The organism is Mycolicibacterium sp. SMGY-1XX (genome assembly GCF_059132455.1).
Genome location: NZ_CP101139.1, coordinates 7026285 through 7042494, shown reverse-complemented (window position 1 = coordinate 7042494; position 16210 = coordinate 7026285). Strand labels below are relative to the sequence as shown.

17 protein-coding genes and 1 pseudogene are annotated in these 16210 nt (G+C 65.2%); 7 read left to right on the top strand and 11 right to left on the bottom strand.

Annotated elements, in window-relative coordinates; genetic code table 11:
- Nucleotides 1–32: 32 nt before the first annotated feature.
- The 8 genes from NL241_RS33630 to NL241_RS33595 all read right to left on the bottom strand — a co-directional run bounded on the left by NL241_RS33630 (nucleotide 33) and on the right by NL241_RS33595 (nucleotide 6625).
- Nucleotides 33–881, bottom strand: coding sequence for an NADPH-dependent F420 reductase (locus NL241_RS33630; RefSeq protein WP_494396292.1), 849 nt, complete (start codon nucleotides 879–881; stop codon nucleotides 33–35).
- Complete coding sequence (locus NL241_RS33625) at nucleotides 806–1171, bottom strand: MarR family winged helix-turn-helix transcriptional regulator (RefSeq protein WP_494396291.1); 366 nt, start codon at nucleotides 1169–1171, stop codon at nucleotides 806–808. Before NL241_RS33625 ends, NL241_RS33630 begins: the two co-directional genes overlap by 76 nt.
- 216 nt (nucleotides 1172–1387) lie before the next feature.
- A complete protein-coding gene (locus NL241_RS33620) occupies nucleotides 1388–2380 on the bottom strand; it encodes a zinc-dependent alcohol dehydrogenase family protein (protein WP_494396290.1) in 993 nt (330 codons plus the stop codon).
- 595 nt (nucleotides 2381–2975) lie between these two features.
- Nucleotides 2976–3944 (bottom strand): pirin family protein, encoded by a 969-nt coding sequence (locus NL241_RS33615; protein WP_494396289.1) that lies wholly within the window; start codon nucleotides 3942–3944, stop codon nucleotides 2976–2978.
- A 72-nt stretch (nucleotides 3945–4016) separates the two neighbouring features.
- On the bottom strand, nucleotides 4017–4760 hold the full coding sequence (locus NL241_RS33610) for a cutinase family protein (RefSeq protein ID WP_494396288.1): 744 nt from the start codon (nucleotides 4758–4760) through the stop codon (nucleotides 4017–4019).
- A complete protein-coding gene (locus NL241_RS33605) occupies nucleotides 4757–5413 on the bottom strand; it encodes a sigma-70 family RNA polymerase sigma factor (protein WP_487689759.1) in 657 nt (218 codons plus the stop codon). The genes NL241_RS33610 and NL241_RS33605 overlap by 4 nt, the downstream gene beginning before the upstream one ends.
- A 9-nt stretch (nucleotides 5414–5422) precedes the next feature.
- The gene (locus NL241_RS33600; RefSeq protein WP_494396287.1) at nucleotides 5423–5833 is read right to left on the bottom strand and encodes a nuclear transport factor 2 family protein; all 411 of its coding nucleotides are present in this window, start codon (nucleotides 5831–5833) and stop codon (nucleotides 5423–5425) included.
- A gap of 231 nt (nucleotides 5834–6064) precedes the next feature.
- Nucleotides 6065–6625: a TetR/AcrR family transcriptional regulator gene (locus NL241_RS33595; protein ID WP_487689764.1), complete on the bottom strand. Its 561-nt coding sequence runs from the start codon at nucleotides 6623–6625 to the stop codon at nucleotides 6065–6067.
- A gap of 172 nt (nucleotides 6626–6797) precedes the next feature.
- On the opposite strand from NL241_RS33595, the gene NL241_RS33590 reads away from it, so the two are divergent.
- From NL241_RS33590 to NL241_RS33575, 4 genes are all read left to right on the top strand, one after another.
- Complete coding sequence (locus tag NL241_RS33590; RefSeq protein ID WP_487689767.1) at nucleotides 6798–6932, top strand: hypothetical protein; 135 nt, start codon at nucleotides 6798–6800, stop codon at nucleotides 6930–6932.
- A 2-nt stretch (nucleotides 6933–6934) separates the two neighbouring features.
- A complete protein-coding gene (locus tag NL241_RS33585) occupies nucleotides 6935–9736 on the top strand; it encodes an ATP-binding protein (protein WP_494398441.1) in 2802 nt (933 codons plus the stop codon).
- 198 nt (nucleotides 9737–9934) lie between these two features.
- Nucleotides 9935–11563, top strand: coding sequence for a glutamate synthase-related protein (locus NL241_RS33580; protein ID WP_494396286.1), 1629 nt, complete (start codon nucleotides 9935–9937; stop codon nucleotides 11561–11563).
- Nucleotides 11560–13518 (top strand): thiamine pyrophosphate-dependent enzyme, encoded by a 1959-nt coding sequence (locus NL241_RS33575; RefSeq protein WP_494396285.1) that lies wholly within the window; start codon nucleotides 11560–11562, stop codon nucleotides 13516–13518. The genes NL241_RS33580 and NL241_RS33575 overlap by 4 nt, the downstream gene beginning before the upstream one ends.
- A 179-nt stretch (nucleotides 13519–13697) precedes the next feature.
- Here the strand turns inward: NL241_RS33575 and NL241_RS33570 are convergent, their stop codons facing one another.
- A complete protein-coding gene (locus NL241_RS33570) occupies nucleotides 13698–13850 on the bottom strand; it encodes a hypothetical protein (RefSeq protein ID WP_487689775.1) in 153 nt (50 codons plus the stop codon).
- Nucleotides 13851–13871: 21 nt separating this feature from the next.
- On the opposite strand from NL241_RS33570, the pseudogene NL241_RS33565 reads away from it, so the two are divergent.
- The 3 genes and pseudogenes from NL241_RS33565 to NL241_RS33555 all read left to right on the top strand — a co-directional run bounded on the left by NL241_RS33565 (nucleotide 13872) and on the right by NL241_RS33555 (nucleotide 14751).
- Nucleotides 13872–14452 (top strand): annotated as a pseudogene (locus NL241_RS33565) (serine hydrolase domain-containing protein).
- Nucleotides 14449–14598 (top strand): hypothetical protein, encoded by a 150-nt coding sequence (locus NL241_RS33560; RefSeq protein WP_494396284.1) that lies wholly within the window; start codon nucleotides 14449–14451, stop codon nucleotides 14596–14598. The pseudogene NL241_RS33565 and the gene NL241_RS33560 overlap by 4 nt, the downstream one beginning before the upstream one ends.
- Before the next feature lie 18 nt (nucleotides 14599–14616).
- Nucleotides 14617–14751, top strand: a complete 135-nt coding sequence (locus tag NL241_RS33555) for a hypothetical protein (RefSeq protein ID WP_487689782.1) — start codon at nucleotides 14617–14619, stop codon at nucleotides 14749–14751.
- Nucleotides 14752–15007: 256 nt separating this feature from the next.
- On the opposite strand, the gene NL241_RS33550 is transcribed toward NL241_RS33555, so the two are convergent.
- Both NL241_RS33550 and NL241_RS33545 read right to left on the bottom strand, forming a co-directional pair.
- Nucleotides 15008–15658: a CIA30 family protein gene (locus NL241_RS33550; RefSeq protein ID WP_494396283.1), complete on the bottom strand. Its 651-nt coding sequence runs from the start codon at nucleotides 15656–15658 to the stop codon at nucleotides 15008–15010.
- 46 nt (nucleotides 15659–15704) lie between these two features.
- Complete coding sequence (locus NL241_RS33545; protein ID WP_494396282.1) at nucleotides 15705–16091, bottom strand: DUF4174 domain-containing protein; 387 nt, start codon at nucleotides 16089–16091, stop codon at nucleotides 15705–15707.
- Nucleotides 16092–16210: the final 119 nt, after the last annotated feature.

Below are 16210 nucleotides of genomic sequence, written 5' to 3'. Positions count from 1 at the left end.
TCGGTACCTCTGTTCGTGGTTTACGTGCACGCTCACAGGAAGATCGCGCGCGTCAGTCGGACGGCGTACTCCGAATCAGGATTGGTCGTGCCGTCGCCAACGCGTTCGGCGATGGCCGCGATGGAGATGTCGCGGCGCTTGGGCAGCCGATCCTTCTCGGCCCTGGCGAGCGCATCTCCCATTTCGCTGCTGGTGAGGTCTGTGCAGTAGCACGGGGCGCCCGGTTGTTGGCGCCACGACTCCGACAGTGTGCCGGCGTCGAAGCCGTCGAACCCGGTCTGATCGACCAACATCATTCCCAGCTTGCGTGCCTCAGCGTCGTCGGCGGCGACCGGAATGGCGATGCGGCCGGAGGTTCCCGCGGGCGCGCCCTTCTCGGCCAGTGACGCTGACCCAATGGCGTTCCATGCTTTGACGATTGGCCGTCCGATCTGCTCGGTCAACCACACGCTCTCGACCTGGCCGTCCTCGAGGGCCTCGATCCGCCCGTCGCGAAGGGGGTAGTAGTTCGAGGTGTCGATGACGACGGCGTCCGGCGGCGCCGCGGCCAGCGTAGATGCGAACGCCGACATCCGATTCAGGGGTATCGACAAGATGACGACCTCGACGTCGCGCACTGCGTCGGCCGCTTCGACCGCGCGGGCGCCGGTGGACAGCGCTTCGGGGTCGATCGTCTCCGGGCCGCGGGAGTTGGCGATCTTGACCTCATGACCCGCCGCGCTCAGCTGGCGGCTCAACGTCCTGCCGATGTTGCCGGCGCCAACAATGCCGATTTTCATACTTGCTCCTTTGTCTTGGGTGTTTGTCAGTCGACAGCCGGGTGTGCGAGGCCTTCGAGCGTGCGGCGAAGGTCCTGGAGGCCGGCGTCGTCGAGCTGGCACGCTGTCTTGATTTTGTCGGTGACGCCGCGTACCGCTGACTCGAGCTCACGGCCCGCAGCGGTCAAGTCGACCAGGACCCGCCGCTCGTCGGTGCGATCGCGCTCACGCGACACCAACCCGGCGGCTTCCAGGCGCTTGACCAGCGGCGTGATCATGCCCGCGTCCATGTCCAAGCGAGCGCCGAGGGAGCCGACAGTTCGGGGTGCGCCGTCGAGTAGGGCCAAGATGACCAGGTACTGAGGGAAAGTCAGCCCCAGCGGCTCCAGGAACGGCTTGTGCAGGCGAACCATCCGGTTCGCCGCACCGTAGAGCGCAAACGACAGTTGCTCACCCAGGGCGTTTCTTGAGCCTGATGGCGAAGACGCATCGGGATCTTTGGCGCGCAAATTCATGATGCGTCAAACAATAGCACTAGATATGAACTGGCAGGATCGAATGCCGCGGCGGGGCTGTGGGTCAACCTGGCAACGCGTGTGCGGTTGGGGATTGCCCTTGCAGCAGGGCCGCTAGACGGGAGTGGGCAGGGCGACTGTGCCGCCGGCCACGTCGATCGCGACCTTGCCGTGAAGTGCATACGACCGTCTGTTCTCCAAGAGCTCATGAGCCTCACCCATTCGCGCGAGCGGCAGGGTCGCGCCGATGACCGGTTTCACCAGACCGCGCTCGATCAGATTGGTGAGCGCGTCCAGCTTTCCTCGGTTCTGCCGGGTGAAGACGAAGTGATAGGCGGCGTTCTTGCCCCAAGCCTCGATGAGGTTCTGCGGCTGCGCGATGTCGACGATGCTGACAACGCGCCCGGAGTCCGCGAGCGTCAGCGGGCTGCGGGCGAGCGCGTCGCCACCGATGGTGTCGAAGACGACGTCGACTCCCTTGCCCCCCGTCAGCTCGGCCACGGCATCGACGTAGTCCGTCGACGCGTGATCGACCACCGCGTCCGCTCCGAGAGACCGCACGAACCCATGGTCGCCTGCCTTCGCGGTCGTGATCGCCTGTGCGCCCATCGCTTTCGCGACCTGGATAGCGATCGTGCCGACACCGCCCGCGCCGCCATGGATGAGGATCGTCTCACCCACGGTGAGCTGAGCTCGCGTTACCAGGGATTCCCAGACCGTTCCGCCGACGAGGGTCAGGCTCGCCGCCTCGAGGTGGCTGAGATTCTGCGGCTTCCGGCCGACGAGATCGACGTCAGCGACGTGCTGCTCGGCGTACGAGCCGGGGCCGCCGAAGATCCGGGGTGTGTAGTAGACCTCGTCACCTGCGCGGAACTCGGTCACGTGGGATCCGACTTCCTCGATCACGCCGGAGATGTCGTGTCCGATGATCGCAGGGAGAGGGACGTAGTCTGCGTAGTCTCCGCGACGGATCTGAAAGTCGAGCGGGTTGACGGCGGTCGCATGGACGCGCACCCGCACCTGGCGGGGTTGGACCTTCGGGACGGGGACGGCGCGCAATTCAAAAGCGTCGGCACCGCCGAAACGGGCAAGGACGACAGCCTTCATGGTGTCAGTAATGGCGGGATTCCTCATCTGGAGTGTCCGGCGCGACCGCGCCCGAACGGGTGTCATCTCACTGTTCGATAGTGGCTCTGTAAGAGCGCCGCCTTCATGGTTTCGGTACGAACCCAGTGCGAGTCCGAACAGCGGCCGAACCCGCCTCGTCTCATCGACAATGACGACTAATGACCGTCACCGTCAGGGTGTTTCACCGTCGGCTGAGGCGCCTTGACCGGAGGAGTGAAAGGATCATCCGGCGCGTTGGGGTTGGGCGCCTTCTCGGTGGGAGAAAGCGGCGGAGACGTCGTCGTAGTGGTGGTAGTAGTAGTGGTCGACTCTTGGGGGGTGTCACTGTCACTGCTACACGACGCGGTGAAGCCGATCATCACAATGACGGCGCCACCGCCAATCGCTACGGAGATGCGACGCCCCAAACGATTTGATGCCATATGCGGTCCTCTGTTCTCTAGGTGAAAACCCCTCGGGGGTTCGCTTCGGGTCTGAACGTTTGGTTGCCGATCGGTGTCTCGTGCATGACGTGCTTGCGCTCCGCGAGGTCGTGGTGGTGCCGCGTTCGCGGAGTGCCCATCCGCTGTGACCATTACCCGGTGTGGGGTACGTGTTCGGTGGGGATGACGCCGAATCGGCCGGCCTGGTAGTCCTCATAGGCTCGGACGATCTCTTCGCGGGTGTTCATCACGAAGGGCCCGGACTGAACCACGGGTTCTCGGATCGGCCGGCCACCGAGTAGCAGGACCTCCAGGTTCGGCTCGGCGGCGGGTTGGCTCTGCTGTGCGGCCAGGGTCAGCGCGTTGCCGGCGCCGAACACGGTCAGTTGGCCCTTGTGGATGGGTTGTGCCGCAGTACCGACGGTTCCGATGCCGGCGAGCACGTAGGCCAGCGCGTTGAAGTCGGCCGGCCACGGCATTTCCAACCGCGCACCGGCGCTTATGGTCGCGTGCACGACGGTGATCGGCGTGTAGGTCGACCCCGGCCCGTTGTAACCGGCGATGTCGCCTGCGATGACTCGCAACAGTGCGCCGCCATCTGCGGAGGACAGCAGCCGGGCTTGCTTGGCGCGGATGTCCTGGTAACGCGGTGTGACGAACTTGCTGGCGCGCGGCAGGTTCACCCACAGCTGGACACCGTGGAACATCCCGCCGGAGACGACCAGGTGCTCCGGCGGCTTCTCGATGTGCAGGATTCCGCTGCCGGCGGTCATCCACTGGGTGTCGCCATTGGTGATCGTTCCGCCGCCGCCGTGGGAGTCAGTGTGCTCGAACGTGCCGTCGATGATGTAGGTGACGGTCTCGAAGCCCCGGTGTGGATGCCATGGGGTTCCCATGGGTTCGCCTGGTGCCCAATCGATCTCGCCTATCTGGTCCATGTGGATGAATGGGTCCAGGTCGGTGTGCGACACCCCGGCGAATGCGCGTCGCACGGGGAACCCGTCTCCCTCGAATCCGACCGGTGCGGTGGTGACCGATCGCACCGGCCGCAGCGTGCCGGTGGCGGGACCAGGGACGGGGACGCGGGGCAAGGTGAGCGTGTCCGCAGTGATGGCTGGCATAGCTTGTTCTCCTATCGGTGTGCGAAAGGCGTGGGAATCGAAAACGCAGGCGGCGGGCGTGGTGGGTTTCCGTCAGGGGCCTCGCAGGCGGTCGACGACGAATTCGGCGGCCTGGGCGGCCATGCCGTTGACGGCATACGCGCTGTGGGCGCCGCGGTCAAGGCCGCCCGAATCGCAGACCGGATCCCCTGGGGCGCAGAGGTCGATGGTCCTGTCCTTGAAGGAGGGGCCGATCTCGATGGGGGGCGCGTCATGCTGCAGCAGTCTCAGGATTTCCGGTGCGGGTTTACCGAAAAGGACAACCGCCGTGATGTTCTCGGCGACGTTCAGAGGTAGAGGGGTCAGGGCGTATCCGGCGGGAACGGACTCGCTGATGACGTAACCGCTGACAGCCGCGCCCTGAGAGTAGCCGCCGACGATGATCTCGGTGGAGGGGCAGTTGGCCGTGACATCGCTCAGGCGGTTGCCGGCATCCAGGATGCCTTCGACGGCGCGATTGAACTGTAAGGATGCCGGATAGTTCACGGCATGGACGCCGACGGTGCGGTCGAGTAGCCGTTGGCGCAGTGCTTCGATGAAAGGCTCACCGACCTCGCCCACGCCCGGGCCCTCGAAAGTACCGCGAGCAAACACGACCTCGACATCGGCACAGCCGGCGATCGAGAAAGCCGTCTGCTCCCCGTTGGCCTGTCCCGGGGCGGTGCCCATGAACAGTGCGGCTACCACCGCGCCGATGGCCATCGCGTAGAGCGGTAGACGCGTCAGGCGATTATTCAATTGCACTGCAGGCGATTTCGACGGTGTCCTTCTCTTCATGCTGACTGTGTCCCCGATTGCTGGTGAACTCGGGCGTATCCGCGGTCGGCGGCCAGGGCAGCCAGCAGGACGCGCAGCTGGGATCGGCCGCGGTGGATTCGTGACATGACGGTTCCCAGCGGCGTGCACATGATCGCGCTGATCTCCCTGTAAGCAAGGCCCTCGACGTCGGCGTAGTACACCGCCAGCCGAAACTCGACGGGCAAGGCATCCAGTGCATTCCTGACGTCGTCGTCGGGCAACAACTCCAATACCTCCACCTCCGTGGAGCGAAGTGCTTTCGGCGAACGCTCGGCGCCGGCCACCAGCTGCCAGTCGTAGATCGTGTCGACGGGCAGCTCGGTGGGCCGGCGCATCCGCTTGCGGTGACCACTGATGTGGGCGTTGGCTTGGATGCGAAGGAGCCACCCCTTGAGATTCGTTCCTTGCTGAAAGGTCCTGAAACCCGCGAACGCCAGCACCAGGGTCTCCTGCACCAGGTCTTCGGCGTCAGCGCGCTGCAGGGTCATTCGCATGGCCCCACCAAAGAGCGTGCCCAAGAGCGGGATCACGTCACGCGCGAACCGCGCCGCCAGTTGGGCGTCGGTCTCGTCCGGGGCGGGGGCAAGGTGGCCTTCGATGTCCGGAGGTACGGCCGGTTCGAAGTCGGTCATGACGATCTCCTACTGCTCTTCGGTCAGTGTGAGCATCGGCATTCCGATGGCAGGTGCGAGGCGATTCTGAAGTGCGACAATGGCTCGCAACGGTCGTAGGTGGATTGACAGCGAGGCGACCCTGCCCTCGGCGTTGATGCCGATCAGATCGACACCGTCGATCTCCGTGGTGCCGGTCTTGATATTGGTCACGACCGCGAAATATCCGTCACCCGAGATGATCTCGGTGACAGTGAACTCATCGATGGCATCGAGGATCTGAGACACCACCTTCGCGACCTGTTCGCGACCGACGAAAGGCTCGACGTCGAACGGGTTCTCGAATATCACGTACTCAGCGAGTTGAGCCGTTGCGCTTGTGGCATCGCGTGTTTGCAGAGCCGCCAAGAATGCCGATAGTCCTGCTGGAATCTCATCCATGGTGATTGGCTTCCGTTGTCTCCAGCGTCTCGCTGCATGTATGTGTGCTGGGGATCGAGTCGGCAGCGCCGACCTTTTCCGTGCCATCAGGTAAGCAGCGCCGGCGCCCCCTTCGCGTCGGTGACAATCCCTTAGATAGTCGCCGGACCGTCGCGGAGGTCCCATCGGTGTGCTCATGAAGCGGCGTCGGCGGAACGGATCACGTTGTCCGCTCGCCGAGCGGACTATCCGTCAGCGCATTCCCGCGAACACGATCTCCAGAACGCCGTCGATATATGCGGGTTCGAGTGGCATCGCATGAATCAGCCGGTACTCGACGACCCCGTACAGCAGGTCGCGCAGGGTCTGCCAGTCGGCATCGGCGCGTATCTCGCCGCGCTGCTGTGCCAGGGTGGCGCGGGCGCGGAAGTCCTCGATGTTGGGTGCGATGATCTGGTCGAAGAGGGCGCGCAGGAGGTTGGGGTCGGATTGGCCGGCGGCGATCAGACACCGATATGCGGGTCCGAAGCCGGTCGTCGTGATCAACTCCAGGATTGCGGTCAGTTGGCTCCGGATGTCGGCGACGACGTCGCCGGTGTCGTTGAGCGCAACAACCGTGCTCAGGCTCTCGGTTGCAGCCTCGAGTATCACCGCACCTTTGGATGGCCACCAACGGTAGATCGTCTGCTTGCTCACGCCTGCCTGCCTGGCGATGGCTTCGATCGAGATGTTGTCGTAGCCGAGCTCGCCGATCATCGAGATGGTCGCGTCGAGGATGGCACGACGAGATTGCTCGTTGCGGTTCGCAGGCATACCGCAAACCGTAAGCGAAAGGAGGCGACTTTTGATGCGATACGGTTCGGTCCGTATTGACGGCAAGCAGACCGTCTCGTATCGTTTCGGTAACCGGCGCGGCGCTGCCGGCCAAAGGCCTAAATCCCACTGATCAGCACGGATAGGCGCCACTGCAAGAAGGAAGCCAGCCGTGTCCGTCGAACTGATCGATTCACGCGCAGAGACACCGCCCGAGCGGCAGATCTTCATCGGGCTCGGCGCGTCGCCGGGCCTGACCCGGACGCTCCTCGAGATTCGCCCCTCTACACAGAGTGCACTGCGGTGACGATGGTGGAGCAACCGCCGGTGCGCGGGGAGGACCGACTGGGCCGAGCCCGGACCGAGCGGAGAGGCGGAGGCCTGCTGGGTCGACGCGCAGAACGTGACGCGATCGGCCAGCTCCTGGCCGCGGCGCCGGCGGGTCGCAGCGGGGTCCTCGTGGTGCGCGGGGAAGCGGGCATCGGAAAATCTGCGCTGCTGCAGGACGCCCGCGACACCGCGGTCGCCTCGGGGATGCGGGTGGCACTGTCGGTCGGCGTCGAGTCAGAGACGCAGTTCGCGTTTGCCGGCTTGCATCAGCTGTGCGCGCCGCTATTCGACCGCATAGCGACACTGCCGGAACCGCAGCAGACCGCCCTCGGCATCGCGTTGGGCCGCCAGGCCGGCGCTGCGCCCGACCGGTTCCTGGTTGGGCTCGCCGTTCTCAACCTCCTTGAAGAGGCGGGGCCGATGCTGTGCCTGTTCGACGATGCACAGTGGCTGGACCTGGCGTCAGTCCAGGTTCTTGCGTTTGTTGCGCGGCGGGTGGTGGCCGAACGGCTGGTGCTGGTGTTCGCGGTGCGCGACCCCTGCGAAAGCGACGCAGACCCGTTGGCCGGGTTGCCCGAACTGCGCCTGGACGGGCTGGGGGAGCCCGATGCTCGGGCGTTGCTGACCACGGCGGTTTGCGCACCGCTCGATGGAAGGGTCCGCGACCGCATCGTCGCCGAGGCGCGCGGTAACCCATTGGCGCTGCTGGAGCTGCCCAGCAGCCTGCAGTTGGCTGGTGGCTTCGGACTCCCCGACGCCATGAGCGTCCCGCGCCGAATCGAGGCCAACTTCCAGCGGCGCTCGAACAGCCTCCCGGCGCAGACGCAGCAGCTGTTGTTGGTGGCTGCTTCCGAGCCCACCGGCAACGCGGCGCTGTTGTGGCGCGCGGCTGATCACCTGGGGATCGACCGCGAGGCAGCCGCGCCTGCGGAAACCGCAGGGCTACTGGAGATCGACACCCGAGTCCGGTTTCGTCATCCGCTGGTGCGCTCCGCGGTTTACCGAGCTGCCACGGCACCGGAGCACCGTCGGGCCCACTCCGCACTGGCAGCCGCCACCGACCCGCAGGCCGACCCGGACCGCCGCGCGTGGCACCTCGCGCAGTCGGTGCTGGGCACCGACGAAAGAGCCGCCGCGGACCTGGAGCGCTCGGCCGACCGCGCGCTGGCCCGGGGTGGGTTCTGCGCCGCGGCTGCCTTTCTTCAGCGGGCGACCGATTTGACGCCGGATCCTGCTCACCGGGCGAGACGCGCACTGGATGCTGCCAACGCCAAACACTGTGCCGGTGCGCCCGAATCCGCCTTGAAATTGCTCGAGAGTGTGGACGCCGGGCACCTGGACGCGCTGCAACGCGCCCGTCTGGAACTGCTTCGCGCCCAAATCACATTTCACCTCACCCAAGGCAGCGAGGTGCCGGGGATGCTGCTGAGCGCCGCACGGATGTTGGCCCCCCTGGATCCCTCGCTCGCTCGGGAGACCTACCTGCAGGCCTTCGACGCGGCGACCATCACCGGGAGCCCGGGTGTCGAACCCGGCCTACGTGAGGTTGCCGAAGCCGCCAGGGCCGCGTTGGCGCCGCCTGGGGCGCCAGGACCGGCGGATCTGCTGCTCAGCGGGCTGGTGGCCGTACACACCAGTGGATTCGAATCCGGTGCGCCCATCCTCAGGCAGGCGGTGGAGGCGTTCCGCGAACATATGTTCCCGGTCGCGACCGTCCGGGCCGGCGATGCCGGCAACTGGCTGTGGCTCGCTACGCGAACCGCATCAGCACTGTTCGAGGACGAGCTGCTCATCGTATTGGCCGACCGCTACGTGCAACTCGCACGCGAAGCCGGTGCCCTCGCCACACTGCCCGGGGCGCTGGTCACTGCGACGTGTACACGGATCTACGCTGGAGAGCTGTCCCGCGCCGCCGAGTTTGCGGACGAGGCTGCCGCGATAGCGTCCGTGTCCGGCGCGATGCCGCTGAGCTACGCGAACACCTTGCTGGATGCCTGGCGTGGCACTGATTCGGAGACCACCGAGGCATGCGCCACCAGTGTCGCCGACGCGACGCAACGCTCGGGGGGTGCCGACGCCACGATAGCAATGCTGGCGAGGGCGGTGCTCCACAATGGCCGCGGTGACTACCCGGGAGCGCAGAAGGCCGCTGCCTACGCCAGTGATTCGTACGAACTGGCGGTGAGGTGGCAGGCGCTGCACGAGCTCGTCGAGGCGGCCGTCCGCGCCGGCGATCCTGAATCCGCCTCTCTCGCAATGGAAGAGCTCAGCACCAGAGCCCGCGCCTGTGGCACCGAATGGGCGCTTGGTGTTGCTGCACGCTCCCAAGCGTTGACCTGCACCGGATCTGAAGCAGAAGAGCGCTACCGCGAAGCGATAGAGCGACTGCAGAATTGCCGAATGGGTGCCTTCCTCGCCCGTACCCACCTCGTCTTCGGCGAGTGGCTACGACGCGAAGGTCGCCGCAGCGACGCACGCGAACAACTGCGCACCGCGCACGCGCTCCTGTCCGATATGGGTGCAGAGCCCTTCGCCGCACGCGCCGCCCGCGAGCTACGTGCCACCGGCGAGCATCCACGCAAACGGAACGCCCAACCCAACGGCGCGCTCACCGCCCAAGAACTGACCATCGCGCGACTCGTCGCGACCGGAGCGACCTCCCGTGAGGTCGGCGCGCAACTCTTCCTGAGCCCGCGCACGATCGAGACCCACCTACGAAACATCTTCCGCAAACTCGGCATAACTTCGCGCCGACAACTCAAACAGCTGCCACCGCTCTGACGTGAGCGGGTCGAAAACTGCTCTTGCAGAGCGGTTCCGAGAAAGGTGAGTGACCATCTACAAGAACGTCCAAGTGATGCTCGGTACCGTGGGCGGCGACCTGACCATGCACAGACGCGAGCACAGACACCCGAGCAGCCTCGCTGGGGTTTCGGGACCGGCTGCCAATCCCGTTGCCCAGCCCCGGCGAGGAGTGTTGTGAAGATCGGTACAGCGAATGCACTACGGGTGGCGTCCTTGGACGACCTGGCACCCGACCGACCGCATCCCGTCTCGGTTGGTGGTGTGGACATCGTCCTCATCCGCCGAGGCGAGAGCGTGTCTGCGCTCACCGGACGGTGCCCACATCGCGGTGCACTGCTGGGTGACGGGCGTGTCGACGGTGACCTGATTGTGTGCGGGGTGCACGGTTGGCGTTACGACTCCGAGACGGGCGTGTCGCCCGTGAACCCGGCGGTGGCACTCACCAAGTTTCCCGCCTGGGTGTCCGACGGCGCCGTGTACCTGGACGAGTCGTCGGTGGCGGAATTCAAGCGCGCCAATCCGGTGGCATACGAGGATGACGGCTACCAGGGCCGCTGGATCAAGCCGGCCGACTCCGCCGACGAGCCGTTCGTCACACACATCCACGAGCTGGCCGAGCACGGTCTGGACAGGGTTGGGCACCACGGACCGATGGCGGCCATGGGCGTGCCCAGGGATGAGTTGCCGAAGTGGGACTCGATCCAGCTGGTGACCGGGCAACTGGCGCGGTTGCCGCTGCTGGAGGACGAGCCGGTCGTTACCGAGACCGTGATCGGGCCGGCAGCCAAACGTCCGCTGGTGCTGGATATTCCGCTTTTCGTCAGCGATATGAGCTTTGGAGCGCTCTCGGAGGAGGCCAAGGTCGCCTTGTCCGCGGGGGCGCAGCTGGCCGGTACCGGAATCTGTTCCGGTGAAGGCGGCATGCTACCCGAAGAGCAACAGCACAACTCGCGATACTTCTATGAGCTCGCCTCCGCCCGTTTCGGGTGGGATGTCGAGCATCTGCAGAAGGTGCAGGCGTTTCACTTCAAGGGCGGTCAGGGCGCCAAGACCGGAACCGGGGGCCATCTACCCGGAAGCAAGGTGACCGGCAAGATCGCCGAGGTGCGGGGCCTGCCGGAGGGCGCCGCTGCGATCTCTCCCGCCCGGTTTCCCGATTGGACCTCGCTCGATCAGCTCCGCGATTTCGCCGCGCAGGTGCGAGAGGTGTCCGGGGGGATTCCCGTCGGGTACAAGATGAGTGCGCAGCAGATCGAACGTGATATCGACGCGGCTCTGGCGATCGGTGTCGATTACATCATCCTCGATGGGCGCGGCGGTGGAACAGGCGCGGCACCAACTCTGTTCCGCGACAACATCTCCGTGCCGACGATTCCGGCACTGGCCAGGGCGCGGCGGCACCTGACAGCGTGTGCAGCCCACGACATCACGCTGGCCGTCACCGGCGGAATTCGTACTGCGGCGGATATGGTCAAGGCACTGGCACTGGGCGCAGATGCCATCGGATTATCCAATTCGGCGCTTCAGGCCATCGGATGCGTCGGCATGCGCGCGTGCAATAGCAACGCCTGTCCGGTGGGGATCGCCACTCAGCAGCCTCATCTGCGCGACCGGTTGCCCGTGCAACTGGCCGCGCAGCGCCTGCATCGCTTTCTGCAATCCACCGTCGAGCTGATGGTGATTCTCGCCAGGGCATGTGGTCACCGACGCCTCGCCGACTTCGAACTCGACGACCTCGTCACGTTCGATCGCGACTTCGCCTATCTCAGCGGAGTCCCCTACGCGGGAGTGGTGCCGCTGTGAGTTCCGACGGCTACAGCCCGAACGTCCAGTGGCACAGAGCGATCAATTCCGACTCGCTCGACGAGGGCGAGGTGACGGTGTGCACCGTTGGCCTGAAGTCCGTCGCGCTGACCAAACTGCGCGGCGAGTTCGGCGCCATTGACAACCGGTGCCCTCATCAAGGCGGGCCGCTGGGGCAGGGCACCGTGGAGAACGGAAAGATCCGGTGCCCCTGGCACGGCTTCGATTTCGACCCGTTCACCGGTGAAGCTGCGGGAGGGCCCGATTTCGATGTCCCGACTTACCCTGTCGAGGTTCGCACGGACGGGGTCTACATAGGCACGCCCGCGCCTGCAGCACACGTGCGTACGGTCAGCGACGTGCTGGTCGAGACGATGACCAACTGGGGAGTCGACACGGTATTCGGGATGGTCGGGCACTCGAATCTGGGCATGGCGGAGGCGATGCACCGCGCGGAGGCCGAGGGCAAGCTCCGCTACTTCGGCATTCGTCACGAGGGGGCGGCCGCCTTCGCGGCATCGGCCTACGGCAAGCTGACCGGCAGACCCGCCGCCTGTTTCGGCATCGCGGGGCCCGGTTCGACGAACCTGCTGACCGGTCTGTACGACGCGAAGGCCGACCGCGCACCGGTACTGGCACTCTCGGGCAACGTGGACTCGTCCGTTGCCGGCAAAGGCGCCTTCCAGGACATCGACCTACTCGCCGCGTTAGGGGACGTTTCCACCTATTCGGCCATGGTCCGTTCGGGATCCGACCACGCCGAACTGATGACGATGGCACTCAAGCACGCCGTACTCGGGCGCGGAGTCGGACACCTCGTGCTGCCCGACGAGGTGCAGGTGCTCGCGGCACCGCAACAGCCCGCCTCCGGCCCCACTGGGCGGATGCCCGACCTGCGGGTGGGCCCGCCCGCACAGGCGCTCGCCGAGGCACTCGCTGTCATCGAGACTGCCGCCCGGCCAGTCATCGTGGTGGGTGCGGGTGCGAAACAAGATATGGCACAGGTTATCTCACTCGCCGAACGGCTGAACGCCCCGGTTCTGACCACCTTCAAGGCCAAGGGGCAGATCTCGGACCGGCATCCACTGGCCTGCGGTGTCCTCGGCCGTTCCGGAACACCGGTGGCGTCCTGGATGATGAACAAGGCCGACCTGTTGCTGGTGTTCGGCGCATCGTTCTCCAATCACAGCGGTATCTCCCCCTACAAGCCGACGGTTCAGGTCGACACCGATCCTCTGATGCTCGGCCGGTTCCGGCCCGTAACAGTGCCGGTACTCGGGGATGTGGGTGTCACCGCCCACGCGTTGGCGGAGTATCTGCGCGTTCACCCGGCGATCGTCGACCAACGCCCGGAGATCGCCGAACGCTGGGCAGTGTGGCGCACAGAGAAGGCCCGACGTGCGGCTGTAGCACCGGGCAGCGGGCGGGTGTCCGCCGCGACGGTCTTCCACGAGCTGAATGGGCTGGCACCCGAAAACGCCGTCATGACAGTCGACGTGGGCAACCACGCCTACTCCTTCGGGCGGTATTTCGAACCTACGTCACAGGCGGTTCTCATGTCGGGCTATCTCGGTTCGATCGGCTTCGGCTTCCCGGCTGCCTTGGGAGCGTGGGCGGCTGCCCCGGACCGTCCGGTCGTCGCCGTCACCGGCGACGGTGGGTTTGGCCAGTACCTCGCCGAGTTCACCACAGCTGTCAAGTACGGCATGAACATCACCCACATTTTGCTCAACAACGGCGAACTCGCCAAGATCAGCGAAGAACAGCGCAGCGCCGAGTATGCGGTCTGGCAGACGTCGCTGCTGAATCCCAACTTTGCGGCGCTGGCCCGTGACTGCGGCGCCTACGGCAAGCGTGTCACCGATCCGGTCGACCTTGGGTCCGTCATCGCAGAGGCACTCGGTCACCCCGGACCGGCCATGGTGGAGATCATGACCGACCCCGGATCGCACTAGCCGTCGAGAGCGTCTCGCATCGCGTGTTGCCGATCGAATCGAGGATGTCGACGACCAGCCGGCGGACGACTCGCACATGGCAGGGGCCGCCGCCTGCAGGTGTGTCAGTCCTTCAATATGCTTGACGACAACATACTTCGATGTCGAAACGATGCCCGCATCACCAGGAGCGAATGTCGTCAGAAGTGACTCGGGTGATCGGTCAACGCGACGTCGGCGGTGGTGGATAGCGCCCGGATGGCGAACTCGTGTCCGCGCTGCAACCGGTTCCGCCCGTTGGGTCCGTCGAGATTGAAGACGACGCCATCCCCGGTGTACTCGGTCGCGCCCACGTCCGAATCCTTGACAATTAGGTGGCACCGGTGGCTCGGTACTGGCCTGAATTCGACGCTCGGGGAAAACAGCACGTCGAGGTTCGACACCTGTTGTCCCACACCTCGGGAGTCTCGGGCTGGAATCCGCCGGTGCGACTCGAGGATCTCTACGACGTGCGCGAGGCTGCCGCCAGGTTGGCCAACCAAGCGCCCTGGTGGACCCCGGGTCTGTGTCGGGCTATCACCTGCTCACCTATGGTCACCTGATCGGCGAACTCGTCTACAGGGTGACCGGTTCGTCGCTGCGCGACTTCGTCCGCGACAACCTGACCGGTCCGGTTGGCGCCGACTTCCAGTTGGGTGTGCGCGAGGAGGGCCTCGGCCGGGTTGCTGACGTCATCGCACCCCCTGGGCGCGTCGATCTGACTGCCCTGAATCCTGACAGCGTTGCCTACAAGACGTTGTCTACGCCCGCCTTGGTCGCAGATGTCGCCAACACACCGCGTTGGCGCGCAGCCGAATTGGGGGCGGCCAACGGACACGGCAACGCGCGCTCGGTGACTGAGGTCTTGGCCCCCTGTCTCGTGGAGGTGTGGCGCTGTCCGGGAGAAGTCTGTTGAAGTCCAGCACGGTTGACCTCGTCTTCGACGAACAATCCAGCGGCACCGATCTGGTCAACGGGCTTCATCTTCGCTGGGGGATCGGGTACGCCCTGCCCGACTCCCACACGCTTGCGTGGATCCCCAACGGCCGCATCGCATTCTAGGGAGGCTGGGGCGGTTCCATGGCGATCATCGACCTCGACCGCCGCCTGACCATCAGCTCCGTCATGAACAACATTGGCCGCAACATCCGCGGCTCACCGCGGGCAGCGGCGTACACGACGGCCATCTACCGGGCCCTCGGAATCGACCACTGACCCTGGAGAAGCGCGCGACGGGAAAATGGAGCGCAGCGCCAGATGATCGTGCGGCCTTTGCTCATACAGCTCTGTTCTCCCTGAAATCGTTGTGGGACAGAGTGGGTGGCAAATACCCGGGCCGGGCACCGCGGACCTCGCCGCCAAAGCCTTGATCAAGGCGACGTGAATGCCGATCGAGGTCGACGACGTTTGAGCTCTTTGATTTGGAGGCCAGGACTTCATCACAGGAGCGGCGCTCTTCGTCACTTGGGCCTCAGGCTGTGGCGTCGATTGCGCTGACAGTGATTTCGAAGGGGCCCTGCTGTTTGTCGAGAATGTAGATCGCCACCTGGCTGATGCTCGAAGGGTCCAGGGTCTGTGGCGCGTCGGGCGCGGGATCGAGGCGCATACCAACCGGCTCGAAGCCCTCGATGGGCAGTTCGTAGGTCCGCTGGACGGCGGCCTCGGTGGGGAAACGCTGGATGTAGGACCAGGGCTGTCCTGCTGCGCCCACCTTCAACAGGTAGGTCTTACCGTCGCCCAGGGCGTGCACGCGGAGCGATTTCGCGCCGGCTGCTCGTCGCCCGATACCGGGGTTCTGCGGACTGCGGGCCGAAGCGAACCCGCCCTTGTTCTCCAGCGAGATGGTGCCGGAGAACACGAGGCCACCATCGCCGAACGTGATCTTCGAGGTGGACATACCGCCCATGACGGGGTCGTTGACCGTGGTCCAGGTGGTCACCTCTTGGGCATCGTCGAGGTTGACGAGAACGACGTTTGAACTGGCGGCGCCTGACTCTGCGGTGGGGGATGGCTCGGGGCTTCCGCATGACGCCGCGAGAAGCGCCGAGCATGCGAGTGAGATGCCGACAAGGCCCCGCCGGAACCGATGGCCTCTGAACGTGTGGGGCCGGCACCTGCCCATCAGGTCAAGGTATTGGCTTCGGCACGTCACCGTACCGTCGCCGACATCAACAGCGATTCGGGTCGGCATCCATCTCACGGCTTCGCATGGGCATGCCATCGATCACGGCATAAATTGTTCGCAGGTCTGGTACCCCGTTGATGCGCAGTTTCTCGCCGCCGTCTTTTCCGATCAGCAGCACGGTGAACGCATTGCCATCAATCGCATATTGGTTCACCAGCCGTCGGGACTCATCGGCGTCGATGAGCTGACCATCGAGAGTGCTGGTGCCGTCGGCCACCACCGAGCCGAGCACCATGTCACGACCATCGAAGTCGCACCGGGTGGCCTCGATGCGGCTCAGCGTTTCGCCGAGCCTCGGATCGCTGTCCGAAGGCGCGAACAGAACTAATGGACGACGCTCCCAGCGGTAGGCGCTGAGCTCGGAGGCCATGGCCGTAGCTGATCCGAGGACAGAGCTCGTCACCAAAACAACGAGCATCAGCGCGAATCGCTGAACACTGTGCTTGTTCACCATGGTTGTTCTCGACTTTACCGACCCATGATCGGTTG